The organism is Ruegeria sp. HKCCD6426 (assembly GCF_057221115.1).
This window is the reverse complement of record NZ_JBWVBF010000007.1, coordinates 122,572-146,028: the sequence shown is the minus strand read 5'-3', so window position 1 is coordinate 146,028 and position 23,457 is coordinate 122,572. Positions and strand designations below refer to the sequence as shown.

The 23,457-nt window shown below is 55.9% G+C and carries 25 protein-coding genes; 15 read left to right on the top strand and 10 right to left on the bottom strand.

Annotated elements, in window-relative coordinates; translation table 11 throughout:
* Positions 1-17: 17 nt before the first annotated feature.
* From AC2TDA_RS18765 to mdh, 6 genes are all read right to left on the bottom strand, one after another.
* Complete coding sequence (locus tag AC2TDA_RS18765) at positions 18-836, bottom strand: hypothetical protein (protein WP_480880254.1); 819 nt, start codon at positions 834-836, stop codon at positions 18-20.
* 38 nt (positions 837-874) lie between these two features.
* Positions 875-1,756 (bottom strand): succinate--CoA ligase subunit alpha, encoded by an 882-nt coding sequence (sucD, locus tag AC2TDA_RS18760; protein ID WP_170361385.1) that lies wholly within the window; start codon positions 1,754-1,756, stop codon positions 875-877.
* Between the two features lie 13 nt (positions 1,757-1,769).
* Positions 1,770-2,597 (bottom strand): glycosyltransferase family 25 protein, encoded by an 828-nt coding sequence (locus AC2TDA_RS18755; RefSeq protein ID WP_480880252.1) that lies wholly within the window; start codon positions 2,595-2,597, stop codon positions 1,770-1,772.
* A 196-nt stretch (positions 2,598-2,793) separates the two neighbouring features.
* Positions 2,794-3,024 carry a hypothetical protein gene (locus AC2TDA_RS18750; RefSeq protein ID WP_480880251.1) on the bottom strand — a complete coding sequence of 77 codons (231 nt, stop codon included), beginning with the start codon at positions 3,022-3,024 and terminating at the stop codon, positions 2,794-2,796.
* Complete coding sequence (gene sucC / locus AC2TDA_RS18745) at positions 3,024-4,217, bottom strand: ADP-forming succinate--CoA ligase subunit beta (protein WP_480848867.1); 1,194 nt, start codon at positions 4,215-4,217, stop codon at positions 3,024-3,026. The genes AC2TDA_RS18750 and sucC overlap by 1 nt, the downstream gene beginning before the upstream one ends.
* 321 nt (positions 4,218-4,538) lie before the next feature.
* A complete protein-coding gene (gene mdh, locus AC2TDA_RS18740; RefSeq protein ID WP_480880250.1) occupies positions 4,539-5,501 on the bottom strand; it encodes a malate dehydrogenase in 963 nt (320 codons plus the stop codon).
* A gap of 160 nt (positions 5,502-5,661) precedes the next feature.
* Between mdh and AC2TDA_RS18735 the strand changes: the two genes are divergently transcribed.
* On the top strand, positions 5,662-6,417 hold the full coding sequence (locus AC2TDA_RS18735) for a sulfite exporter TauE/SafE family protein (protein WP_480880248.1): 756 nt from the start codon (positions 5,662-5,664) through the stop codon (positions 6,415-6,417).
* Between the two features lie 3 nt (positions 6,418-6,420).
* On the opposite strand, the gene AC2TDA_RS18730 is transcribed toward AC2TDA_RS18735, so the two are convergent.
* The gene (locus tag AC2TDA_RS18730; RefSeq protein WP_480848872.1) at positions 6,421-6,726 is read right to left on the bottom strand and encodes a hypothetical protein; all 306 of its coding nucleotides are present in this window, start codon (positions 6,724-6,726) and stop codon (positions 6,421-6,423) included.
* Between the two features lie 174 nt (positions 6,727-6,900).
* On the opposite strand from AC2TDA_RS18730, the gene AC2TDA_RS18725 reads away from it, so the two are divergent.
* From AC2TDA_RS18725 to AC2TDA_RS18670, 12 genes are all read left to right on the top strand, one after another.
* Positions 6,901-7,758, top strand: a complete 858-nt coding sequence (locus AC2TDA_RS18725; protein ID WP_480880247.1) for an HpcH/HpaI aldolase/citrate lyase family protein — start codon at positions 6,901-6,903, stop codon at positions 7,756-7,758.
* Between the two features lie 7 nt (positions 7,759-7,765).
* Positions 7,766-8,320 carry an NnrU family protein gene (locus tag AC2TDA_RS18720; RefSeq protein WP_480848876.1) on the top strand — a complete coding sequence of 185 codons (555 nt, stop codon included), beginning with the start codon at positions 7,766-7,768 and terminating at the stop codon, positions 8,318-8,320.
* Between the two features lie 11 nt (positions 8,321-8,331).
* Positions 8,332-8,538, top strand: coding sequence for a DUF1737 domain-containing protein (locus AC2TDA_RS18715; RefSeq protein ID WP_480880245.1), 207 nt, complete (start codon positions 8,332-8,334; stop codon positions 8,536-8,538).
* The gene (locus AC2TDA_RS18710; RefSeq protein WP_480880243.1) at positions 8,538-9,566 is read left to right on the top strand and encodes a MaoC family dehydratase; all 1,029 of its coding nucleotides are present in this window, start codon (positions 8,538-8,540) and stop codon (positions 9,564-9,566) included. The genes AC2TDA_RS18715 and AC2TDA_RS18710 overlap by 1 nt, the downstream gene beginning before the upstream one ends.
* Before the next feature lie 71 nt (positions 9,567-9,637).
* Positions 9,638-10,300 carry a DUF1194 domain-containing protein gene (locus AC2TDA_RS18705; RefSeq protein ID WP_480848880.1) on the top strand — a complete coding sequence of 221 codons (663 nt, stop codon included), beginning with the start codon at positions 9,638-9,640 and terminating at the stop codon, positions 10,298-10,300.
* 215 nt (positions 10,301-10,515) lie between these two features.
* The gene (gene sdhC / locus AC2TDA_RS18700) at positions 10,516-10,902 is read left to right on the top strand and encodes a succinate dehydrogenase, cytochrome b556 subunit (protein WP_480848882.1); all 387 of its coding nucleotides are present in this window, start codon (positions 10,516-10,518) and stop codon (positions 10,900-10,902) included.
* A gap of 13 nt (positions 10,903-10,915) precedes the next feature.
* On the top strand, positions 10,916-11,287 hold the full coding sequence (gene sdhD, locus AC2TDA_RS18695; RefSeq protein ID WP_480848884.1) for a succinate dehydrogenase, hydrophobic membrane anchor protein: 372 nt from the start codon (positions 10,916-10,918) through the stop codon (positions 11,285-11,287).
* An 18-nt stretch (positions 11,288-11,305) separates the two neighbouring features.
* Positions 11,306-13,111 (top strand): succinate dehydrogenase flavoprotein subunit, encoded by a 1,806-nt coding sequence (gene sdhA / locus AC2TDA_RS18690; protein WP_480848886.1) that lies wholly within the window; start codon positions 11,306-11,308, stop codon positions 13,109-13,111.
* 42 nt (positions 13,112-13,153) lie between these two features.
* Positions 13,154-15,046 (top strand): sulfotransferase, encoded by a 1,893-nt coding sequence (locus AC2TDA_RS18685; RefSeq protein WP_480880242.1) that lies wholly within the window; start codon positions 13,154-13,156, stop codon positions 15,044-15,046.
* 28 nt (positions 15,047-15,074) lie between these two features.
* Complete coding sequence (locus AC2TDA_RS18680; RefSeq protein ID WP_170657542.1) at positions 15,075-15,854, top strand: succinate dehydrogenase iron-sulfur subunit; 780 nt, start codon at positions 15,075-15,077, stop codon at positions 15,852-15,854.
* Positions 15,855-15,993: 139 nt separating this feature from the next.
* On the top strand, positions 15,994-16,134 hold the full coding sequence (locus tag AC2TDA_RS18675; RefSeq protein WP_480848889.1) for a hypothetical protein: 141 nt from the start codon (positions 15,994-15,996) through the stop codon (positions 16,132-16,134).
* Positions 16,135-16,458: 324 nt separating this feature from the next.
* On the top strand, positions 16,459-17,322 hold the full coding sequence (locus AC2TDA_RS18670) for an urea carboxylase-associated family protein (protein WP_480880358.1): 864 nt from the start codon (positions 16,459-16,461) through the stop codon (positions 17,320-17,322).
* Between the two features lie 48 nt (positions 17,323-17,370).
* Here AC2TDA_RS18670 and deoD read toward each other — a convergent pair whose 3' ends face one another.
* From deoD to AC2TDA_RS18655, 3 genes are all read right to left on the bottom strand, one after another.
* The gene (deoD, locus tag AC2TDA_RS18665; protein ID WP_480880241.1) at positions 17,371-18,081 is read right to left on the bottom strand and encodes a purine-nucleoside phosphorylase; all 711 of its coding nucleotides are present in this window, start codon (positions 18,079-18,081) and stop codon (positions 17,371-17,373) included.
* A gap of 20 nt (positions 18,082-18,101) precedes the next feature.
* On the bottom strand, positions 18,102-18,419 hold the full coding sequence (locus tag AC2TDA_RS18660) for an H-NS histone family protein (RefSeq protein WP_480880240.1): 318 nt from the start codon (positions 18,417-18,419) through the stop codon (positions 18,102-18,104).
* Between the two features lie 121 nt (positions 18,420-18,540).
* A complete protein-coding gene (locus AC2TDA_RS18655; RefSeq protein WP_480880238.1) occupies positions 18,541-20,508 on the bottom strand; it encodes a protein meaA in 1,968 nt (655 codons plus the stop codon).
* 147 nt (positions 20,509-20,655) lie between these two features.
* On the opposite strand from AC2TDA_RS18655, the gene AC2TDA_RS18650 reads away from it, so the two are divergent.
* On the top strand, positions 20,656-22,038 hold the full coding sequence (locus tag AC2TDA_RS18650) for a 1-acyl-sn-glycerol-3-phosphate acyltransferase (RefSeq protein ID WP_480848899.1): 1,383 nt from the start codon (positions 20,656-20,658) through the stop codon (positions 22,036-22,038).
* A 114-nt stretch (positions 22,039-22,152) separates the two neighbouring features.
* The gene (gene ccrA / locus AC2TDA_RS18645) at positions 22,153-23,439 is read left to right on the top strand and encodes a crotonyl-CoA carboxylase/reductase (RefSeq protein ID WP_480848901.1); all 1,287 of its coding nucleotides are present in this window, start codon (positions 22,153-22,155) and stop codon (positions 23,437-23,439) included.
* The last annotated feature ends 18 nt before the right edge of the window (positions 23,440-23,457 follow it).

Below are 23,457 nucleotides of genomic sequence, written 5' to 3'. Positions count from 1 at the left end.
ATTAATCCCCACGACGCTCAACTGAATTGCCTGAGATGGATGTGCAGCACAACCGGGAGCACCCCAACTTCCGGAAACTTCTCGTTTCGAAATGCGGATAGGCGAGTAAACGTGCTTCCTACATGCTCATAGAATTTAATCCTATGTTCATAACTTTCTCTTCCGCCTCCCGCCGAGATTTCTTTACCAGAATAGCTAATAGCGCTAGGAACCCGGTCATGATCCGGGCCGAGATAGTACCAACAATCTTGCTTTTTATCGTTGTTTTGGGTGGTAGGCGGTGACGTTTCATAGGCATTGAAGAACTGCCAGACGGCTTCAGACATGTGTCTAGGAAACGCAGCGACTATATTTACCTCACTATCGAAACCCGGCTTGGCCGTTGCCATAATGATAGGTTCTGGCGTCTTGCGATCTGAGATTAAACTCGTTCCTTTTTCGTCATTGGCCTTCCATACGACACTGACCAAAGGGGTATGGGGGCTAGTGGACCTCCACGGCTCTCCAGCGAACCGCTCAATAGAGTGATTGGATTGTCTCCGAGAGGTTCGCGACAAATAGAACGCGTCTTCCGCCGTCGCCAGTTGGAGCCTGCTCAAGTAAGCCATGGTTCCTGTATGATCGTTTATGGACGCACTTCTAAGCCCATCCCGCTTTGCAAACGCAGGCAACGACTTCACGGCAATTCGGCTGAGGTGTTTTGTTTGGTCAAGCTCGATATTCGATATCAACGATAGGTAGGTGGAAAGGTTTGGCCACTTGTAGAACAACTGCGTTCTTCTAATTTCCTCGGTCGCATCAGACAACCGGCGACGCCCAAATGCTCTTTCAAGCATTTGGGCTCTGTCGCGGCGGTTACCTTTCCGTAGGAGCATTACCCGATCGCTTCCAGCACAGCCTCACCCAGCTGCGCCGGGCTTTCGGCCACGACGATACCGGCCGAGCGCATGGCTTCGATCTTGTCTTCGGCACCGCCTTTGCCACCGGCGACAATCGCGCCCGCGTGGCCCATGCGGCGGCCCGGAGGGGCCGTGCGGCCTGCAATGAAACCGGCGGTCGGCTTTTTGCGGCCCTTCTTGGCCTCATCCGCCAGGAACTGAGCGGCTTCTTCCTCGGCCGAGCCACCGATCTCACCGATCATGATGATCGACTCGGTTTCGTCATCGGCCAGGAACCATTCCAGCACGTCGATATGCTCGGTGCCTTTGATCGGGTCACCGCCGATGCCCACGCAGGTGGACTGGCCCAGACCGACATCGGTAGTCTGTTTGACGGCCTCATAGGTCAGGGTGCCCGAGCGCGACACAACGCCGACCGAACCGCGCTTGTGGATGTGGCCGGGCATGATGCCGATCTTGCAGGCGTCCGGAGTAATCACACCGGGGCAGTTCGGGCCGATCAGGCGCGAGCTTGAGCCTTCCAGAGCGCGCTTGACCTTCATCATGTCCAGAACCGGGATGCCTTCGGTGATGCAGACGATCACTTCCATCTCGGCATCGATCGCTTCGAGGATCGAGTCAGCCGCAAAGGGCGGTGGAACATAGATCACCGAGGCGTTGGCTTCGGTCACGGCTTTGGCTTCGTGGACCGAGTTAAACACGGGCAGGTCAAGATGGGTCATCCCGCCTTTGCCGGGGGTCACGCCACCGACCATCTTGGTGCCGTATGCGATGGCCTGCTCGGAATGGAAAGTGCCCTGCGAGCCGGTAAAGCCCTGACAGATAACCTTGGTATTTTCGTCAATGAGGACTGCCATTTTGTCCCTTTCTCTAGGCGGTATTGGATTGATTGGGTTCAGTCGCCGGCAGAACCTGCGGCGCATAGGTAATTTTCTCGAGCGTAGCACGACCCAGTGCCAGATTGGCGATTGTACTCAGGCCGCTGCTGACTTCCGCGATGCCCCGGCGAATTTTCTGCCGGACCAGGGGCCAGCCCGTCGGACGGCGGCGCGGTGCGCCCATACGCAACTCACCGGGGGCGTCGTTGCCTTGTTCGACCATGGCGGGGATCACCTGATAGATGTTGACCTGCCGCGCCGCGCGTGAGGCCGACGGGTTGAACAGCAAGCCGTCCAACGTGATGTCATAGGGTTTTTGTGCCAGAAAGTGTTCAGCCGCATTACGAGTCAGCGCGTAGGCTGCACCGCCGGGGTGGCGTGAGCGCATCAGGCGCAGCTCTCGCCCCAGATGGGACAACCGCTTGCGCCCGAGTGCCACGTACAGCTTGCTGCTGCGCCAGCGTTCGAACCGCACGATGTCAGCGTCCGCGGGCCACCAGGACGGGTCGTTCAGCCATTCGGTGAGCTCGGAAGACAGGTATACATCGTCCTCAAGGATCAGCGCCTGTTCTGCACCCGAGGCGATCAAAGCCTCCCACGCTTTGGCATGGCTGAGCGTGCAGGCCATATCCTTGGTGTGGAAGTAACCCCACGGCCCTTCATCCCGGCAGTCACGCAGGAAATCCTCACGCGTGGCGGCATCGCAGTCAACGGCGTTGACGCGGGTTGCCGACAGGCCTGCCTTATGCAGCTCCTGCTCCATCAAACGCGCCCGCCCGGTGGCGCGTTCGAGACCTATGAGGAAGATGGGGATGGTCATGGGTTACGTTATTTCTCAGTCCCGTTTTAAGACAGATTAAACAGTCCACACCGAATGCGATCCACCCTGCGAGCCGGTAAAACCCTGACAGATCACTTTGGTGTTTTCGTCGATGAGGACTGCCATTTTAGGAGTCTCCTTAGAAAATTGTCGTTTCACTAGCTATATGGCGGGCTCATGCATTAGGTTAGGCTGGTTAATTTTGCGCAGAGATTGTCCAGGTATTTTCTCCATCATCGCAGGAAACCGGGCGACCAATGGCGAGTGATTGTTCTCGCATTGCATCCGCATCGGGGCCTGCGGGACAGTCAATCAGGATCGGCGTGCGCGAAACCGGGTTTTGTGGGACACCACCTTGGTTCAAAGCTGCTTCCTCGGCGCAACTTGCCAATGCTGCAAAAACCAGAACCAAGACAGATCTCATCATCAACCCTTAACCGCCTTCACGATCTTCTCGGCTCCGTCTTTCAGGTTATCCGCTGCGATCACGTCCAGGCCCGAGGTGTTGATGATCTCTTTGCCTTTCTCAACGTTCGTGCCTTCCAGACGCACGACCAGCGGAACCTTCAGACCGACCTCTTTCACCGCGGCGACAACACCCTCGGCGATGACGTCACAGCGCATGATGCCGCCGAAGATGTTGACCAGAATGCCTTTGACCTGCGGGTCCGAGGTGATGATCTTGAACGCCTCAGTCACTTTCTCTTTGGTCGCACCGCCGCCCACGTCGAGGAAGTTGGCAGGCTCGGCACCGTAGAGCTTGATGATGTCCATCGTCGCCATCGCCAGACCGGCACCGTTCACCATACAGCCGATCTCACCATCCAGCGCGATGTAGTTCAGGTCGTATTTGGAGGCTTCCAGTTCCTTGGGGTCTTCCTCGGTCGTGTCGCGCAGTTCGGCGATGTCGGGGTGGCGGTAGACCGCGTTGCCATCAAAGCCGACCTTGGCGTCCAGCACCTTGAGGTCGCCGCTATCGGATACGATCAGCGGGTTGATTTCCAGCATCTCCATATCCTTCTCGACGAAGGCGGCGTACAGCTGGCTCATCAGTTTGACGCACTGCTTGACCTGCGCGCCTTCCAGACCCAGCGAAAACGCGATGCGGCGTCCGTGGTAGGGTTGGTAGCCTGTGGCAGGATCGACCGAGAAGGACAGGATCTTTTCGGGCGTTGCGGCCGCAACTTCTTCGATGTCCATGCCGCCTTCTGTCGAGCAGACGAACGAGATGCGGCTGGTCTGGCGATCCACCAGCAGCGCCAGGTACAGTTCGCGTTCGATGCCGGATCCGGCTTCGATGTAGATGCGGTTGACTTGCTTGCCTGCCGGACCGGTTTGGTGCGTGACCAGCGTGCGGCCCAGCATCTTCTTGGCTTCTTCGGCGGCTTCCTCAACCGACTTGGTCAGACGAACACCGCCCTTTTCACCGGCATCTGCCTCTTTGAACGAGCCTTTGCCGCGCCCACCCGCATGAATCTGCGCCTTTACGACCCAAAGGGGGCCATCCAGCTCACCGGCTGCGGTTTTGGCTTCCTCGGCGCGCAGAACCGCGCGACCGTCGGAAACCGGAGCGCCATAGCTGCGAAGAAGGGCTTTGGCCTGATATTCGTGAATGTTCATCGAAATTGTCCCGTCTGACTACGATTTAACCGTTATAGGCGTGTCTAAGGGGCAAGTTTAAAGGGTTTTTTTGCGGGAAAGCAGTTTTTCACGAAGATTTATATATTTTGTGATCACAGTATTTTGGGGTGTGATCACAAACTGAAAATCTCTGCGGCGATTGATTCGATGTATCCCCGATGATCTCATAAAACATATTCACAAAGGGTGTTTGTGGCGTTTGCGCCAACATGTGTGAACAACGTAAGGGTCGTGATTGTGATCCGGCAAAAGAAAACCGGCCCGCAAGCGAGCCGGTTTGATCTTTTGAAAATGGATGCCTCAGGCCAGCGAGCTGTCGATGCCTTTGCACGCCTCAATCAGGCCCTTTACGGCATTGACTGAATTGTCGAAACCTGCCTGCTCTTCTTCGTTGAGCTTGATGTTGACAACGCGTTCGATGCCGCCGGCACCGATCACGGTGGGCACACCGACATACATGCCTTCGACACCCAATTCGCCATTACAGTAAGCGGCACAGGGCAGAACGCGCTTCTGGTCTTTCAGATAGGCTTCGGCCATTTCGATCGCCGAGGTAGCAGGCGCATAGAAGGCAGACCCTGTCTTCAGGAGGCCAACAATCTCGGCACCGCCGTCACGGGTACGCTGGACGATGGCGTCGAGTTTTTCTTGCGTGGTCCACCCCATTTCAACCAAATCCGGCAGCGGGATGCCTGCGACGGTCGAGTACCGTACCGACGGCACCATGGTGTCGCCGTGACCACCCAGAACGAATGCGGTGACGTCGCGCATGGAGACGTTGAACTCTTCTGACAGGAAATGTGCGAAACGCCCCGAATCCAGAACGCCTGCCATCCCACAGACCTTGTTGTGCGGCAGGCCCGAGAATTCGCGCAGGGCCCAGACCATCGCATCCAGCGGGTTTGTGATGCAGATGACAAATGCATCGGGGGCGTTGGCGGCAATGCCCTCGCCGACCGACTTCATGACCTTCAGGTTGATACCCAGCAGATCGTCGCGGCTCATGCCCGGTTTGCGCGGCACACCGGCGGTCACGATGCAGACGTCTGCACCTGCGATGTCTGCGTAAGACTGGGTGCCTTTCAGGTTTGCGTCGAAGCCTTCGGACGGACCGGACTCGGCGATATCAAGCGCCTTGCCTTCCGGAGTGCCTTCGGCGATGTCGAACAGCACGACGTCACCAAGTTCTTTCATTGCTGCGAGGTGGGCGAGCGTGCCGCCGATCTGACCTGCGCCGATCAGCGCGATCTTGGGTCTGGCCATTTGGATTTTCTCCGGTCGGTTTTGAAATCGCGATTTTGCTAGTCTCTAAAACGACATTGCGCAAGTGTTCTGCGGCGCGGCATGCGACCGCATACCGTTTGCGCATCACCCGCTGATTGCGCTAAAGGGCCTTCATAGCAAGCTGTTCCGGGGCAACCGCATGTTCGAATTGAACCTGATGTTTTTTGTTGTGGCGATCCCGGCGGTGATCTTTGCAGGTATCTCGAAGGGCGGCTTCGGGTCAGGAGTGGCCTTTGCGTCTTCATCGATTCTGGCGCTTATATTGGAGCCGGGGCAGGCTTTGGCGCTCATGCTGCCAATCCTGATGGTCATCGATGTTGCGACGCTACGCCCATATTGGAGGCGCTGGAATTGGCCGGATTCACGCCTGTTGATGCTAGGTTCGGTTCCGGGTGTGGCGCTGGGCGCGTTGCTGTTTCGCGGCACCAACGATGACCTGCTTCGCTTGTTGATCGGAGCGATCTCCGTCGGATTTGTGGCCTGGCATATCTCGCAGAACCGTGGCTGGGTGCGTGGGTTTGCTAATCGCCTGCCGCCATCTGCCGGATTGTTTGCCGGTCTTGTTGCAGGGTTCACCAGCTTTGTCAGCCATGCCGGCGGGCCGCCGGCAGCGGTTTATCTTTTGTCGCAACGCCTGTCGAAAACCGAATTTCAGGCCAGCACAGTTCTGGTGTTCTGGGTCATCAACGCCGCGAAATTTGTACCTTATGCCTATTTGGGCATGTTCACATGGCACACGGCCTGGGTCGATCTTTTGCTGGCGCCTTTTGCTGTGCTTGGCGCGTGGCTGGGCGTTCGGGCGCATTGGATGATGTCCGAACGCCTGTTCTTTGGCATCGCTTATGTTCTGCTGACCATTACCGGCAGTAAGCTGATCTGGGATGCACTGGCTTGACCCTCAGGCATTAGGTGGCAGTGCCTCAGCCAGCGTCTCAAACGATTGTCCCGAGGTTACAAGGCAAGTCAGCCCATCTGGCAGGGTTATCGTAATAGTCCAACTGCCTGTACTGGCCGAGGCGAACACTTCCATCACAGCACCCTGACGGGCTATCCCGATACCCCGGCGTGTTTCACCATACGTCTCCGCCAGTTGCTGAATCACGTCCGCGCGTGGCGCACATTGGCGGGTCTGGGCGTGCAGTTGTTGTGTTGCCAATACCACGATGCCCAATCCCATGGTCATCTTGATCAAAGTCGCATTCATGTCGGTCCCCTTTTCACCTGCATCCTTCAGCGTGACGGGACAGTGGAGAAATCCGGTTAAGGCAACGCACGTTGCGTCGATTGGAGGGAATGCTGCATTGCGGCAAATTTTCACTTGAACTTTCCGGCAAAAAATGCCCCATTTCGCGCAACTTTATTTCAAAGGGAAAAGTCAATGGATCCCCGACAGCGCCCCTATCGCTCGGTTCTTTATATTCCCGGCTCGAAAGAGCGGGCTTTGGACAAGGCGCGTACACTGCCAGTGGATGCGATAATCTTCGATCTGGAAGATGCGGTTGCCGCCGATGAAAAGGACAACGCCCGTGAAACGCTCAAGGAAGCGTTGGCCGTCGGAGGCTTTGGCGAGCGGGTCAAGATCGTTCGAATCAACGGGCTGGATACGGAATGGGGACGGGCGGATGCCGAAGCCGTGCGTGAGATGGCCGCTGATGTGGTCCTGCTGCCCAAGGTGAACTCGGCCGCTGACGTAGATGCGCTGGCCGCGATCACCGGGGACATTCCAATTTGGGCCATGATGGAAACCCCGCGCGGAATGCTGAACGCAGCCGAAATCGCAGCGCACCCGCTAATGGCGGGCTTTGTGATGGGCACCAACGATTTGGCCAAAGAGTTGCAAACCCGGTTCCGCCCTGACCGCTTGCCGCTGATGACCTCGCTGGGCCTGTGCCTGCTGGCCGCAAAGGCCGAGGGCCTTATTATCGTTGATGGCGTCTACAACGCCTTTAAGGATGGAGAAGGTCTGGCCGCTGAATGCGCGCAGGGGCGTGACATGGGCTTTGACGGCAAGACCCTGATCCATCCGGCTCAGGTGGACATCACCAATGCGGCTTACGCCCCGTCAGAAGTGGAAATCGATCTGGCCCGCCGCCAGATCGCCGCTTTTGAGGAAGTAAAGGCACAAGGGCAGGGCGTCGCTGTCGTCGATGGCAAGATCGTTGAAAACCTGCACGTTGTAACTGCCCGTGAAACTCTGGCAAAAGCAGAGGCAATATTAGCTTTGCAAGCGGGGTAAGCCAGCAATGGGCTTTGTTCTTCTGATTCTTGGTGTGCTGCTATGGTGGGCTGCACATCTGTTCAAACGTGTCATGCCCGAACGGCGTGCGGCGATGGGCAATGGTGGCAAAGGTGCGGTTGCGCTGGCGTTGGTTGCGGCAATCCTGCTTATGATATTCGGGTATCGCATGACCGATACCGTTTTTGTCTGGGCTCCTCCGTCCTTCATGGTTCACATCAACAACCTGCTGGTGCTGATCGCGATTTACATGATGAGCCCGGCCGGGACCAAAGGGCGCCTGCTGAACAAAGTGCGTCATCCGATGCTGGGCGGTTTCAAGCTGTGGGCCTTTGCACATTTGTTGGTCAACGGCGATTTGGCTTCGATCATCCTGTTTGGTGGCCTGTTGGCCTGGGCCGTAGTCGAAGTTATTGTCATCAACCGGTCCGAACCTGGCTGGACTCCGGGTGAGCCTGGTACCTATGGCAAGGATGCGATGTTCTTTGTCGCCTCGATCGTGCTGCTGGGGATCATCGGCTATATCCACGGGCTGGTCGGCCCGTCACCTTTCCCTTCGTAAGGAACTGACTCATGGCAAAACTCTATCGCCTGCTGACCGAGGAAGACACTTCGGCCTTCTGTCACAAGGTATCCGACGCATTGGCAAAAGGGTGGTTGTTGCACGGCTCCCCCTCTTACGCATTTGATCCAGCCAGCAATGTGATGCGTTGTGCGCAGGCAGTGACCAAGGATGTCGAAGCCGACTATTCCCCCGAAATGAAACTGGGACAGCAGTAATGGCAAAAACCAATCCGGGCCGCTTTTTCGAAGATTATTCTGTCGGGCAAGTTCTGCAGCATGCAGTACCCCGCACTGTCACAACGGGTGAACGCGCGTTGTATCACGCGCTCTACCCGGCGCGACATGCACTTTATTCTTCAGATGAGTTCGCCCGGGACTGCGGTCTGCCGCAAAGCCCAATTGATGATCTGGCGGCTTTCCACGTGGTCTTTGGAAAGACCGTGCCGGACATTTCGCTGAATGCTGTCGCCAATTTGGGCTATGCAGAGGGCCGCTGGCTGAAAGCAGTCTATCCCGGCGACACGCTACGGTCGGAATCCGAAGTAATCGGGCTAAAGCAGAACTCGAATGGCAAAACGGGTGTCGTTTGGGTTCGCACCCGTGGATTGAACCAGCGCGACGAAGTGGTGATTGAATATGTGCGATGGGTCATGGTGCGTAAATCGAACCCAGATGCCCCGGCCCAGCAAACCGTCGTGCCCGAGCTGAAGAAAGCGCTGAGTGCGCAGGATCTGGTGGTCCCGCAGGGGCTCGATTTTGCGAATTATGACTTTGCACAAGCAGGCGAGACGCATCGTTGGGGCGACTACGAAATTGGTGAAACGATCGACCATGTTGACGGTGTCACAATAGAGGAGGCCGAGCACATGCTGGCCACCCGGCTGTGGCAGAACACCGCCAAAGTGCATTTCGACCTGACTTTCCGGCCCGAAGGTCGTCTGATTTACGGGGGGCACGTAATCTCCATGGCGCGAACGTTGTCCTTCAACGGGTTGGCGAATGCGCAGATGATTGTTGGCCTGAACGGGGGCGCGCACGCCAATCCCTGTTTCGCCGGCGACACGATCAAGGTCTGGTCTGAAGTTCTGGATAAGGCGGAAACAGGTGTTTCGGGGGTCGGAGCCCTCCGCCTGAGAATGGTTGCGACAAAGAACGGTGATCCGTTTACGTTGCGCAATGAAGACGGGAAATATCTTCCCGGAGTACTGTTGGATTTGGATTATTGGGCTTTAATGCCCGTCTGACCCAGTTAGCTGCCGACCAGAGTTTACATTCATTTGAATGCAGTTTGCGGCAATCGTGTTAGGCTGCGGGCATGAAAATGCTTCGCTGTTTCATGACATGCTTGTGTCTGGCGCCCCCCGCTGCGGCCTGTGATCTTGCATTGGCTTTGGCTGTCGATGTGTCCGGCTCGGTGGATTCAACGGAATTCCGAATTCAGATGGACGGTCTGGCCGCTGGATTGCGTGATCCGGTCGTATCCGAAGCACTCGTCCGGGGGCAGGCAAACCTGATGCTGGTGCAATGGACCGGCAGCTCACGTCAACGCGTGACGATCCCCTGGACCCGAATAAACAGCTTCGATGTGCTGGACCGGTTTGCCGATCAGGTCTCTGCCGATCCGCGTGTCTGGCGCAACTTCTCCACAGCTATCGGCGAGGCGTTAGAGACGACAGTCAACAGTTTCGATGCAGTGTCCAGGTGCAAACGGCATCTTATCGACCTGTCGGGGGACGGAATTTCGAACGAAGGGGTCGAGCCATCCGAGTTGCACGGCCTGTTGCGTGATCGCGGCGTTACCGTGAATGCCATTGCCATCGAAGAGAGCGAACCAGACCTGACTGCATATTTTTTCGAGAACGTGATCGTCGGCGAAGGTGCCTTTGTTGTCTCGGCCGCCGGCTTTTCCGATTACCCGGAAAGAATTCGAAAAAAGCTTTTGCGAGAAGTGACACAGCAAACTGCCAACCTGGAATGACCCGTTTGCAGATTCGTGATCACAATGCTTTGGCATTGAAAACGCTAACATAGGAGGGGTTGAATGGATTTTGTGATCACGACATTATTTTGTGTGATCACAATATTGCATTATCCGCCGATTTGCGCCGAATTTAATGATTTTTGCACCTGCAGCACGTGACAGAGTCGCAAAAAGCGGTAAAACGTTCGGTAGCCAACCGAAAAGGAGCCGCCATGGCCGATGTAAATCGGGGCAACCGCCCGCTTTCTCCGCATCTGTCGATCTATCGTCCTCAGCTGACGTCGGTCACATCCATTCTGACGCGGATCACTGGAAACGCCATGATAGTGACGGCGTTGCTGATCGTCTGGTGGTTTTTGGCCGCCGCGACGTCGCCCGAGGCGTTCGCGCGAGCCAACTGGTGGCTAACCTCGGTTCTGGGCGATCTGGTGATGGCGCTGTCGCTGTGGGGTCTTTGGTACCACACATTGGCGGGTGTACGACATCTGATCTGGGACAATGCCGCCGGATTGGACCTCCCCACAGCCTACAAACTGGGTTGGGCCGTCGTGATCGGTTCGGTGGTCCTGACTCTGATTACTCTGTTGATCGTCGGATAAAAGGAAGCCTGACATGCGTTATCTGACCGACCGCAAACGCGCGATTGGCCTTGGTTCAGCCAAGTCCGGCACCGCCCATTTCTGGAGCATGAAAGTCAGCTCGGTTGCGCTGCTGATCCTCGTTCCATTGTTCATCTTCACTTTCGGTCCGGTTCTGGGCCAACCCTATGATGTCGTGTTGGACTACTACTCACGCCCGTTCCCTGCCATCGTCGCGGCGCTGACGTTGATCGTTGGCTTCAAACACTTTGCCAATGGCGCACAGGTGATGCTGGAAGACTATGTCCACGGCACAATGGAAAAGGTGCTGATCATCCTGACCACCTGTTTGTCTTACGGCGCTGCTGCTGCTGGCGTCTTCGCCATTGCGCGCATTGCCCTTTAATCCCCGGAGCTGAAAGAAATGGCTGCATACGAATACGAAACGCATGAATATGACGTGGTCGTTGTCGGCGCCGGTGGGGCCGGCTTGCGGGCGACGCTGGGTATGGCTGAACAGGGTCTGCGCACGGCTTGTGTAACCAAAGTGTTCCCGACCCGCTCTCATACAGTGGCGGCGCAAGGCGGCATCGCTGCTTCGCTGTCAAATATGGGTCCTGACCACTGGCAATGGCACATGTACGACACTGTCAAAGGGTCTGACTGGCTGGGTGACACCGACGCGATGGAATACCTGGCGCGTGAAGCTCCCAAGGCGGTCTATGAATTAGAACATTACGGCGTGCCCTTTAGCCGGACAGAGGAAGGCAAGATTTACCAACGCCCCTTTGGCGGCCACACCACCGAGTTTGGCGAAGGCCCCGCAGTGCAGCGGACTTGTGCAGCAGCGGACCGGACCGGTCACGCGATCTTGCATACGCTTTATGGCCAATCGCTGAAGAACAACGCCGAGTTCTATATCGAGTATTTCGCTATCGACCTGATCATGTCCGACGACGGGCAGTGTCAGGGCGTTGTCTGCTGGAAACTGGACGACGGTACTATGCATGTCTTCAACGCCAAAATGGTGGTGTTGGCGACAGGCGGTTATGGCCGCGCCTATTTCAGTGCAACTTCGGCCCATACCTGTACCGGTGACGGTGGCGGCATGGTGGCCCGCGCGGGTCTGGCGCTGCAGGACATGGAGTTCGTTCAATTCCACCCGACCGGCATCTATGGTTCGGGCTGCCTGATCACCGAAGGCGCCCGCGGCGAGGGTGGTTACCTGACCAACGCAGAAGGCGAGCGTTTCATGGAGCGCTATGCTCCGCAGTACAAAGACCTTGCGCCACGCGACTATGTTTCACGCTCAATGACGATGGAAATTCGCGAGGGTCGCGGTCATGGTGATGAAGGTGATCATATTCACCTGAACCTGAGCCACTTGCCTGCGGAAGCCTTGGCAGAGCGTTTGCCCGGGATTTCGGAATCGGCTCGGGTCTTTGCCGGTGTTGACGTGACCAAGGAACCAATCCCGGTTCTGCCGACGGTGCATTACAACATGGGTGGCATTCCAACGAACTACTGGGGTGAGGTTCTGAACCCGACCGCAGACAACCCGACGGGTGTTGTTCCTGGGCTGATGGCTGTTGGTGAGGCTGGATGTGCTTCGGTCCACGGCGCGAATCGTCTGGGCTCGAATTCGCTGATTGACCTCGTGGTCTTTGGCCGCGCTGCGGCGATCCGGGCCGGCAAGGTTGTGGATGCCGACGCGCCGAACCCGGTTCTGAACCAGGCTTCGGTCGACAAGGCTTTTGACCGTTTCGATGCTGTGCGCAATGCCAGCGGATCCATCCCGACCGCCGACCTGCGGCTAGAAATGCAGAAAACAATGCAATCTGATGCGGCCGTATTCCGCACCGCTAAAACCATGGCTGAAGGCGTCGAAAAAATGACCGCGATTGCGGCCAAGATGGACGATCTGAAAGTCACAGATCGCTCGCTGGTCTGGAACAGCGACCTGATGGAAACGCTGGAACTGACAAACCTGATGCCGAGTGCTCTGGCCACAATCGTCGGCGCCGAAGCGCGTAAGGAATCCCGTGGCGCCCATGCGCATGAAGATTTTGCCGAGCGTGACGATGAGAACTGGCGTGTTCACACCGTGTCTCGTGTCGAGGGCAATACGGTGGAACTCAGCTATCGTCCGGTTGTCGTCGATCCGCTTACAACCGAGGATGAAGGCGGCATCAGCCTGAAAAGGATCGCGCCGAAGGCGCGGACATTCTGATCGATTGGGCATGCAGCGATGAAACCGTCCTCTGAGGCTCGATTGGCGCGTTTTTCGGGTAAGGTCTTTGGTATAGGCCTGCCTAAAACCGCCACGACCTCGCTGGAGGAAGCATTTGAGTACTTTGGGTACACCAAGCTTGGCTTTTCGAGGCCCGGGCTGGCAGCCTTTCTTCAAAACGGTTTCTGTGATCGTTTGCGCGGCATTGTTGAAAAGAACGAAGCTTTTGCCGATTGGCCTTGGTGCCTGTGTTACAAGGACTTGTTTCGGGAATATGGGTCGAACGCTAAGTTCATTCTAACGCGTAGAAGGAACCCTGAAACCTGGTTGAAGTCGGTTTTGGCCTCTTCACTCCAAGCCAATATGGCGAGTGTCCGTCGGCAGGTTTACGGTTTTGAAATGCCGCATGGGCACGAGACCTTTTTGTTGGCCCATTATGATCGACACATCCACCGGGTGCGCAACTTCTTTGAGGAACGAGGAGCAGCCGATCAGCTGCTGGAAATCGACGTTGGAGAAGAAGGCAGTTGGAACGCGCTGTGTGATTTTCTCGGGGTCAAGCCTGATTCCAGAGGGTTTGCCCGAAAAAACGCCACGCAGGAAAGAGAGTTCAAGCACCGAACGCTGTATGCAAACCTAGAAGCTCTGAACAATGCCCAGATTGGTCTGGATCGGTCGATGATGACATTCCCCGAAGCCAGCCAAGCAATCGCCGTTCCAGAATGGCGTGACCCTCGCACGTTCCATAGTCTAAAAGAATACGCTCACACGGGGCTGAACTTATGTGACCTTCAGCACGCTCGGAGTAAGCAGCTAAAGTCAAGAATATCTGGATCAAAGAAGAAGATTGCGAACGCATTGTCGTTTGGGACCGGCTCAGTAGCAGTCTCAAAGGAGAAAAAAAACCAGATTCGAGGACGCGCCGCTGACCTTGTGTCGAAGCACATAAAGCGGTGTTTATCCGAAATTGAAGATAAAAAACTGTTTGGTCTTTCCGCACTTTCCGAGCTACCCGGGAAAACGGGTTATCAGGAGCTTGGCGGCGATGTCGCAGGGGTGTTAACGCAGGCCGTCACAAAATACGTAGAGAATAAGGGGGTTCTCCCTAACCTCCTGCTCCCGCAAACATTTAGTGAGTTTAATATTCTTGCGAAAGTGTTCTCCCGGTTTCCGCAGGGTCGCCTGGAAGACAAGATCGAGGCTGTTGGATTGGTGCCGCAAACCGTTAGGCATCTATTGGAAGATCACCACCGACCATTTATTGCCGATACGCCGGAAGTTCCGGACAACAAGCTGGTGCCACCGGGGGCGTATCTGTGGAAGGCGAATTTTGGATATGCGCTTTATGACATGATTGAGTTTCCGGTCAGTTCCGAAAAACTCGCCGATATGAAGGCGCAGGCGGAGGTTTGGTTCGGGTCGCCCAGCAACGTTGCAACAGGCCAATGGTGGACGGGCCATGTAAAGCGCAGAGTTTATTTAGAATCTCGATTGGGTGAACCCGGAGAGGATCCGAAAGACTGGAAGTTCTTCGTTTTTGGTGGGCGTGTTGGGCTGCTTCAGGTTGACTTCGGACGCCACAGTGACCACCACCAATCGGCCTACGACCGGGATTTCAACCGACTGGACGTGGATATCTTTGCCAGGCGCGGAGATGACGTTGAAAAACCCGAGAGGTATGAAGACATGGTTTCGGTCGCCGAAGCAATTGGCGCGGCCTTCGATTTCATGCGTGTCGATTTGTACTACGAAGATGGAAAGATCTATCTTGGAGAGCTTTCTCCTGTTCCCAATGCGGGATTCAAACCTTTCCGATCACAAACACTGGATTTCAATCTGGGATCCATGTGGCCGAAGGACAGTGTGCTGCGGCAGGATCTGGATTGGTACTACTATAATTGCAACACTGGTTCGCAACATGGATTGCCGGGCTGAAGGCGACCGACTGTGAAAGGCAACGCTAATGGTTCAACTAACTCTTCCAAAGAACTCTCGCATCACAACAGGCAAAACCTGGCCCAAGCCCGAAGGCGCGACCAATGTGCGAAAGTTCCAGATTTACCGCTGGAATCCCGATGACGGGCAGAACCCGCGCGTCGATACCTATTTCGTCGACATGGACACCTGCGGCCCGATGGTTCTGGATGCGCTGATCAAGATCAAGAACGAGATTGATCCGACCCTGACCTTCCGCCGCTCATGCCGCGAAGGTATCTGCGGATCCTGCGCGATGAATATCGACGGGATCAATACGCTGGCCTGTATCTACGGGATGGATGAGATCAAGGGTGACGTGAAAATCTATCCGTTGCCGCATATGCCGGTGGTCAAGGACCTGATCCCGGATTTGACGCATTTCTATGCTCAGCACGCCAGCATCATGCCGTGGCTGGAAACCAAGACGAACCGTCCCGCAAAAGAATGGAAGCAATCCATCGAAGACCGTAAAAAACTGGACGGTCTTTATGAATGCGTGATGTGCGCCAGCTGTTCCACGTCCTGCCCCAGTTACTGGTGGAACGGTGACCGGTATCTTGGCCCGGCGGCTTTGTTGCATGCTTACCGCTGGATCATCGACAGCCGCGACGAAGCAACTGGTGAACGTCTGGACGATCTGGAAGACCCTTTCAAACTGTATCGCTGCCATACAATTATGAACTGTGCCAAGACCTGCCCAAAGGGCCTGAACCCAGCCAAGGCGATTGCCGAAATCAAAAAGATGATGGTCGAGCGGGCAGTATAGCGGCCCGTTGGAAATCAGGCGCTTGCCGGTCTGCGGCAAGCGCAACCCCAGTCTGCAAAATTGTGCGGTGCGCAGACCGTGTAGCAGGCCTATGATCCGGATTGGGGAGGAGTGATTGGACCTGGATAGGATCACTCCGATGGACACGAAAAACACAAAAAAACAGGCGGATGAGGCACTTGAACTGCTCGAGCAGGCTTGGGCGTATTACACGCCGGAATCTCTGCCAAAGGAAAACTCGCACGAGCCGGAATTGTTCGAATACGCCAACGCAGCTTGAGAGCTGTTTTTGCATATCTGCCACGGATCACACAGCCACAGCACTTGAAAAACCCGTGTGAATCGGCAAAGCAGAGGGATGCCCGTCCTTCTGCTTTTACTTGCTGCCGGAGTGTTCGCCTATTTCGTCTGGCGTTCTCGGACGTCTTCGTTGTCACGTGAGTGCCGGTGGAGACAGCACAAGGCCCAAGGAGTTTGGCAGTGCAGCTTTTGTGGTGCGGTCTCGCCTTCCGATGCGCAGCCCACGCAATGTCTTAAAGGCCAGTCTTAACGGTTGCGCATGACGGGGTTTCCCGCGACTTCAATCTGCGTCACTTTGCGGGTTATGTCAGAATCCGAGATTAATACCCGCCCGCCTTTGGACGCAGAAGCCCGTCGCGCCGTGGCACCCGTCATCTGTTACCCAAATGATGAATTGCCCAAGCCGGATCTGACCTGGATGCGCGCCATTCGAAACAGTGCGACGAAAACGGATGAAGTTTTGATCCCACCACGCAAGGCTCGCTGCTTCGAGGTACCTGCAGGACATTTTTTTCGGATTACGTCGGTAGAAGGTCCGCAGGTCGGAGATTTGAACCTGTGGAACCTGAATGATCTGTCCGAGCGGTTTTACTCTGGCAAGACACGCGCCTTGCACGGCACTCACCTGACGACGGGCGAGCGGATGTGGTCCAGTTTCCCGTCATTGCGCCCGATGGCCACAATCATTGCAGATACGTTGGGCTGGTACGGTATCGACGAATTCGGTGGCTCGGTTCACGATGTGATTGGCACGCGATGTGATCCTTACACGGGAAATCTGTTGTCCGGGTCCCATTATCACCATTGCTGTCATTCCAACCTGACACGTGCTTTGGCTGATCATCAGAGTGTTCCGTTGTCCGAGGCTGAGCTTGCGGTACATGACGTATTGAACGTGTTCATGTGTACAGGGTTCACGCGAGAGACCGGGCAGTACTTCATGAAGGCGTCACCCGTTCGACCTGGAGACTATCTGGAATTCTTTGCTGAGATTGATCTGCTCGGAAACCTCAGCGCCTGTCCGGGCGGCGATTGCTCGTCTGAACACTCCTCGGATACGGCGGCATGCCATCCGCTGTTGGTCGAGGTTTTTTCCCCCGCGAAGGGCGCGTTGGACGGATGGCAAAGCCCGGCTCGAAACGGATATGACGGCTCTCATGGGCGATGAGCTGTATCTGATCTGCAAGCGCGGAGACCCGGGCTTGCAGACATGTCCTCAGTTGGTTGGAAACGCGGCCTGAAGTGCAATTTCTACCATATCGCCAAAGCTGCTCTCGCGATCTGACGAGGGCAGGGTCTCTCCGGTCAGCAGATGGTCGGAAACCGTCAACACAGCCAAAGCCCGGCATTTGTGACGCGCGGCCAGAATATAAAGCTCTGCCGCTTCCATCTCGACGCCCAGGATGCCATGGCGCACCATTTGTTCGTTCAGGTCAGGGCGTTCGTCGTAGAACACGTCCGAAGAGTAAATGCCGCCGACATGGGTCGGGGTGCCTTTGGCCGCCGCTGCCCGAGCTGCCGCCTGAAGCAAATCCCAATCGGCACAAGGGGCAAAGTTGAGCTCTTTCATGATGCCACGTGATGGCGTGCTGAGCGTGCTTGACGTCATGGCCAGAATGACATCGCGTACAGCGATGCTATCTTGCATCCCGCCACACGACCCGATGCGGATCAGAGTTTTGGCGCCGTAATCCCGGATCAGTTCATTTACATAAATCGAAAGAGAGGGCATGCCCATGCCGCTACCCTGAATAGTGACCGGATTCCCATTCCAGGTGCCGGTGAAACCCAGCATGCCGCGAACATTATTTATCTGTTTTACGTCGCTCAGAAATGTTTCCGCGGCCCATTTCGCGCGATAGGGATCGCCGGGCAATAGAACGGTTTCTGCTATTTCGCCTTTTTCGGCGCCAATGTGAATTGTCATTTTGATACAGTACCCTTGATCTAAATTTCCAAATCGGAAATATCGGCACCGGCTTTCAAAGCATCGTGAATCCATTGCGGTTTGCGACCACGCCCCGACCACGTCTGGTCTGGGTCCGCGGGATTGCGATACTTCGGCTTGGCTTTGGTCACCTTGGCAGAGCGTTGCGTGCCAGAAGACAGTTCGGACAAGGAAAAGCCAAACTCTGCCGCCGCAGCTTCCGCGGCCTTCAACGCTTCCTGGCGTTCTCGGGTTTCAGCATTTTTCAGGGCTTTTTCGATTTGGCCGCGCAATTCCAGTAATTCTTTGCGAGACATTTTTTCAAGATTGATCCCCATCATTATTCTCCGTGCGTTTCAGTTTGTTCGATAAGTAACGCGCACCGTAATTCTATTTGCGGACATTATCTATCCCCAATTAACCGCAAACAGTTTGAGAAAATGGCAGTGAATTAAGTTTCTATTCCGCTGCCAGGTTTTGTGGATCTGCCAATGACACAATATCACCCATAATTGCGTTCAGCTCAAAATTCTTGGGAGTATACACTTTGGCAACGCCCATTTGTTTCAGCCTTTCCGCGTCGTCGTCCGGAATGATGCCGCCGACAACTACCGGAATATTAGCAAGACCGGCTTCGGCCAATCGGGTAATCACGTCCTGAACCAGAGGCAGGTGGCTGCCGGACAGGATCGACAGACCGATGACATGGACGTCCTCTTGGGCAGCGGCGGCCACGATTTCTTCGGGGGTCAGGCGAATACCCTCATAGGTGATGTCCATGCCGCAATCGCGGGCACGAAAGGCGATTTGTTCTGCCCCGTTTGAGTGCCCGTCGAGACCAGGTTTGCCAACCAGGAACTTCAAGCGACGTCCGAGGCTGTCGCTGACCGCGTCAACGGCCGAACGCAGGTCGTCCAACCCTTCGGTTTTGTTGGAAACCGACCCCGAAACACCTGTTGGACCACGGTAAGTTCCATAGGCCTTGCGCATTTCTTCCGCCCATTCGCCGGTTGTGACACCAGCTTTGGCTGCGGCAATTGACGGCTCCATCACATTGCTGCCGGTCCGTGCCGCCTCGCGCAGCGCTGCCAAGGCACCGGCGACCGCAGTCTCGTCTCGTTCCGCGCGCCAGGCGTTCAGCCGTGTGATCTGTTCCTGCTCGACCGCAGGATCGACAACCATGATTCCGCCGTCTTCGGTCTGCAGAGGTGAGGGTTCGCCCTCGATCCATTTGTTGACGCCGACAACAACGGTTTCGTTCCGCTCGATCCGGTTCAGACGATCCGCATTCGAGTCAACCAGGCGCGATTTCATATACTCAATCGAAGCAACGGCACCGCCCATGGAATCGAGGTTGGCTAGTTCGGCACGCGCACCGTTTTTGAGTTCTTCGACTTTGGCGTCAACGACAGGATTGCCGTCGAACAAATCGCCGTATTCCAACAGATCGGTTTCGTAAGCCAGGATCTGTTGCATCCGCATCGACCATTGCTGATCCCAAGGGCGCGGTAAACCCAACGCCTCGTTCCATGCCGGTAACTGAACGGCACGTGCCCGTGCCTTTTTGGACAAGGTCACTGCCAGCATTTCGATCAGGATGCGATATACGTTGTTTTCAGGCTGCTGTTCGGTGAGGCCCAGAGAATTTACCTGCACCCCGTAGCGGAATCGGCGGTACTTAGGGTCTACCACTTCATAACGTTGTTGTAGAATTTCGTCCCAAAGATCGACAAAGGCCCTCATTTTGCACATTTCGGTAACAAACCGAATGCCCGCATTCACGAAAAACGAGATGCGGCCACAGAGCGCCGGGAAATCTTCGGCCGGAACGCGCGGGCGCAGCTCATCCAGAACGGCGATGGCCGTGGCCAAAGCATAAGCCAGTTCCTGCTCTGGCGTCGCGCCAGCTTCTTGCAGATGGTAGGAACACACGTTCATCGGGTTCCATTTTGGCACGTTGGTATAGCAATACTCGGCCACGTCGGCGATCATCTTCAGCGATGGTTTCGGTGGGCAAACATATGTGCCCCGGCTCAGGTATTCCTTGATCAGATCGTTCTGGACCGTGCCCTGAAGTTTCGAGACATCTGCACCCTGTTCCTCGGTTACGGCGATATATAGTGCAAGCAACCAAGGGGCCGTCGCATTGATCGTCATCGACGTATTCATTTGCTCCAGAGGAATCTGATCGAACAGAATCCGCATATCGCCAAGATGGCAGATCGGAACGCCGACCTTGCCAACCTCGCCCCGCGCCAAGGTGTGGTCGCTATCATATCCTGTCTGCGTGGGCAGATCGAAGGCCACCGACAACCCCGTCTGCCCTTTGGTCAGATTGCTGCGATACAGTGCGTTTGACGCCTGTGCGGTTGAGTGACCGGCGTAAGTCCGGATGAGCCAGGGGCGATCTTTCTGCGACTGCGTCATGGTGCGGGGCCTCGTGATCCAAGGAGTAACAAAATTTCACACAAGGCCTCTAAAGCGCAATTTTATGGACATGTCAATTCGCTGCATCGCGGCATCTTTGTGTTACTACAGATTGTGAGTGGAGGCGTTTGATGTCACTGTGCACCCATGACGCAGACCGTGGAACTTCCGCTTTGGTTATTTGTGCTGATCGTGGTCTTTGCCACGGTCACCTTTGCTTCGCATTTTTTGTTCCCGTCCGTGCGCTGGTTTTTTCGCAGACGCCTGGAGCGCGCGGTTGCGCGGCTCAACCAGCGACTGCAACGCCCGATTCAACCGTTCAAATTGGCTGAACGCCACGACATGATCCAAAGGCTGAGCTATGACCCACAGGTCAGCAAGGCCGCGCAGCAATATGCGCAAGAAAATGGCGTGCCCGAGGCCGTGGCTTCGGAAATGGCGCGCCGGTACGCGCGCGAAATTGTGCCTTCGTTCTCGGCGACGGTTTATTTCAGCGTTGCCATACGTCTGACCCGTTTGCTGAGCAACACGTTCTACAACGTCCGACTCAGCTATGAGGATGAAGAAGCCATAAACACGATCGATCCGGAAGCGACCGTGGTTTTTGTCATGAACCACCGCAGCAATATGGACTACGTACTGGTCACCTATCTGGCGGCGCGCCAGTCGGCGCTGTCCTATGCTGTCGGGGAATGGGCAAGGGTATGGCCACTCAGCCGTCTGATTAGGGCAATGGGAGCTTATTTTATCCGACGTAAATCGGGCAGTGATTTGTATCGGCAGGTACTGGCCAGTTACGTGCGCCACGCGACCGAGGCCGGTGTAACGCAGGCAATGTTCCCTGAAGGCGGGCTAAGCCTGACCGGGCGGTTGGGCCGACCGAAGCTGGGATTGCTGAAGTACATTACTGACGGGGCAGACCCTACGGGGCGAGACGTTGTCTTTGTGCCGGTCGCTCTGAACTACGACCGGGTGTTGGAAGATACGATCCTGACGGCCGCGGCTCTTGGAACCGACCGACGGTTCAGAGCGCGGATTGGCGTGATCACCCGGTGGACGCTAAAACAAATCTGGCGACGTCTGATCGGGCGATACAAACGGTTCGGTTTGGCATCCGTCCGCTATGCAACGCCGATTTCTCTGCAAGAATTCCGAAAGGAACACGAACGCGATCTGACCACCGATCTGGCACGTGAATTGATGCGTCGTATCGCAGGTGCGATCCCATTCGTTCCTCTGCCTGCAGTGTGTCGGTTGGTGCAGGAAAACGGTGAGGTCCCTGAAGGCCAACTTGTTGATCGGTTATCTTCCCTGATGGGCAGCGAATTGACGAGCGGTGATAAGCAAACTGTTCAGGATGCTGTCGATCAGCTGGTAGACCGGCGAATTTTGTTGCGTGAAAACGGCATCTTGCGGCCATCAGGGCAGCGCTCGGACCTGTTGGCTTACTATGCTGCGTCCTCCGCCCCAGGAGAACAACCACCTGATGCCGCAGGAGCGAAAGAAATTTCTGCATCTGCTGGGTCATAAAATTTCAAAAACTACATCGAAAACAGTTGCAATATTTCTCAGTGATTAATATTTCATGCTGAGAAGGCCGCGATTCTGCGTCGCGGCAAGAACTGTCACAAAAGGGAGGCCAGCATGGCTTTGGACATCGACAGCGGCATCGCGTCGTACGAGGCGCCGGAAAAAGACCTCTATGAGATGGGTGAAATCCCTCCGATGGGATACGTGCCCAAACAGATGTATGCGTGGGCTATCCGCAAGGAACGCCACGGCGAGCCCAACACAGCCATGCAGCTTGAAGTCGTCGATGTACCCAAGCTGGACAGCCATGAGGTGCTGGTCCTCGTGATGGCGGCTGGCGTGAACTACAACGGCGTTTGGGCGTCGTTGGGTAAGCCGATCAGCCCGTTTGATGGCCACGGTCAACCTTTCCATATCGCCGGCTCGGATGCCTCGGGCATCGTATGGGCCGTCGGTGACAAGGTTAAGCGTTGGAAAGTCGGTGACGAGGTTGTGATCCACTGCAACCAGGACGACGGCGATGACGAAGAATGCAACGGCGGCGATCCGATGTATTCACCCAGCCAGCGTATCTGGGGGTACGAAACACCCGACGGATCGTTCGCGCAGTTCACCAATGTTCAGGCCCAGCAGCTGATGCCGCGACCCAAGCACCTGACCTGGGAAGAAAGCGCCTGCTACACGCTTACGCTGGCCACAGCCTACAGAATGCTGTTTGGGCATGAGCCGCATGATCTGAAACCGGGTCAGAATGTTCTGGTCTGGGGCGCGTCCGGTGGTCTGGGTTCCTACGCGATCCAGTTGATCAACACAGCGGGGGCAAACGCAATCGGCGTGATCTCGGACGAAAGCAAGCGTGATTTTGTTATGAGTTTGGGTGCCAAAGGCGTTTTGAACCGTAAGGATTTCAATTGCTGGGGCCAGCTGCCGACGGTCAACACGCCCGAATATGCTGAGTGGTTCAAAGAGGCCCGCAAGTTCGGTAAGGCCATCTGGGATATCACCGGTAAGGGCGTCAATGTCGACTTGGTCTTTGAACATCCAGGTGAGAGCACATTCCCCGTGTCGACCTTTGTGGTCAAAAAAGGCGGCATGGTCGTAATCTGTGCAGGCACCACCGGCTACAACTTGACCTTTGATGTGCGCTACATGTGGATGCACCAGAAGCGCTTGCAGGGTTCGCATTTTGCCCACCTGAAACAGGCGGCCGCCGCGAACAAGCTGATGGTGGAACGGCGTCTTGACCCGTGCATGTCCGAAGTCTTCACCTGGAACGACCTGCCTGAGGCGCACATGAAAATGTTGCGGAACGAACATAAGCCCGGGAACATGTCGGTGCTGGTTCAGGCCCCGCAAACTGGAATGCGAACGCTGGAAGAGGTTCTTGCTGCTCGCGGTTGATTACTGAAGTTTAAAACG

Excerpts from the sequence above, each read along its gene's own strand:
- AC2TDA_RS18765 (WP_480880254.1), bottom strand. The coding sequence starts at position 836 with ATGCTTGAAAGAGCATTTGGGCGTCGCCGGTTGTCTGATGCGACCGAG.
- ccrA (WP_480848901.1), top strand. The coding sequence starts at position 22,153 with ATGGCTTTGGACATCGACAGCGGCATCGCGTCGTACGAGGCGCCGGAA.
- AC2TDA_RS18720 (WP_480848876.1), top strand. The coding sequence starts at position 7,766 with ATGGGCTTTGTTCTTCTGATTCTTGGTGTGCTGCTATGGTGGGCTGCA.
- AC2TDA_RS18715 (WP_480880245.1), top strand. The coding sequence starts at position 8,332 with ATGGCAAAACTCTATCGCCTGCTGACCGAGGAAGACACTTCGGCCTTC.
- AC2TDA_RS18705 (WP_480848880.1), top strand. The coding sequence starts at position 9,638 with ATGAAAATGCTTCGCTGTTTCATGACATGCTTGTGTCTGGCGCCCCCC.
- AC2TDA_RS18680 (WP_170657542.1), top strand. The coding sequence starts at position 15,075 with ATGGTTCAACTAACTCTTCCAAAGAACTCTCGCATCACAACAGGCAAA.
- AC2TDA_RS18675 (WP_480848889.1), top strand. The coding sequence starts at position 15,994 with ATGGACACGAAAAACACAAAAAAACAGGCGGATGAGGCACTTGAACTG.
- AC2TDA_RS18660 (WP_480880240.1), bottom strand. The coding sequence starts at position 18,419 with ATGGGGATCAATCTTGAAAAAATGTCTCGCAAAGAATTACTGGAATTG.
- AC2TDA_RS18725 (WP_480880247.1), top strand. The coding sequence starts at position 6,901 with ATGGATCCCCGACAGCGCCCCTATCGCTCGGTTCTTTATATTCCCGGC.
- AC2TDA_RS18710 (WP_480880243.1), top strand. The coding sequence starts at position 8,538 with ATGGCAAAAACCAATCCGGGCCGCTTTTTCGAAGATTATTCTGTCGGG.
- deoD (WP_480880241.1), bottom strand. The coding sequence starts at position 18,081 with ATGACAATTCACATTGGCGCCGAAAAAGGCGAAATAGCAGAAACCGTT.
- sdhC (WP_480848882.1), top strand. The coding sequence starts at position 10,516 with ATGGCCGATGTAAATCGGGGCAACCGCCCGCTTTCTCCGCATCTGTCG.
- sucC (WP_480848867.1), bottom strand. The coding sequence starts at position 4,217 with ATGAACATTCACGAATATCAGGCCAAAGCCCTTCTTCGCAGCTATGGC.
- AC2TDA_RS18655 (WP_480880238.1), bottom strand. The coding sequence starts at position 20,508 with ATGACGCAGTCGCAGAAAGATCGCCCCTGGCTCATCCGGACTTACGCC.
- sdhD (WP_480848884.1), top strand. The coding sequence starts at position 10,916 with ATGCGTTATCTGACCGACCGCAAACGCGCGATTGGCCTTGGTTCAGCC.
- AC2TDA_RS18750 (WP_480880251.1), bottom strand. The coding sequence starts at position 3,024 with ATGATGAGATCTGTCTTGGTTCTGGTTTTTGCAGCATTGGCAAGTTGC.
- AC2TDA_RS18670 (WP_480880358.1), top strand. The coding sequence starts at position 16,459 with ATGTCAGAATCCGAGATTAATACCCGCCCGCCTTTGGACGCAGAAGCC.
- AC2TDA_RS18755 (WP_480880252.1), bottom strand. The coding sequence starts at position 2,597 with ATGACCATCCCCATCTTCCTCATAGGTCTCGAACGCGCCACCGGGCGG.
- AC2TDA_RS18730 (WP_480848872.1), bottom strand. The coding sequence starts at position 6,726 with ATGAATGCGACTTTGATCAAGATGACCATGGGATTGGGCATCGTGGTA.
- sdhA (WP_480848886.1), top strand. The coding sequence starts at position 11,306 with ATGGCTGCATACGAATACGAAACGCATGAATATGACGTGGTCGTTGTC.
- sucD (WP_170361385.1), bottom strand. The coding sequence starts at position 1,756 with ATGGCAGTCCTCATTGACGAAAATACCAAGGTTATCTGTCAGGGCTTT.
- mdh (WP_480880250.1), bottom strand. The coding sequence starts at position 5,501 with ATGGCCAGACCCAAGATCGCGCTGATCGGCGCAGGTCAGATCGGCGGC.
- AC2TDA_RS18735 (WP_480880248.1), top strand. The coding sequence starts at position 5,662 with ATGTTCGAATTGAACCTGATGTTTTTTGTTGTGGCGATCCCGGCGGTG.
- AC2TDA_RS18650 (WP_480848899.1), top strand. The coding sequence starts at position 20,656 with ATGACGCAGACCGTGGAACTTCCGCTTTGGTTATTTGTGCTGATCGTG.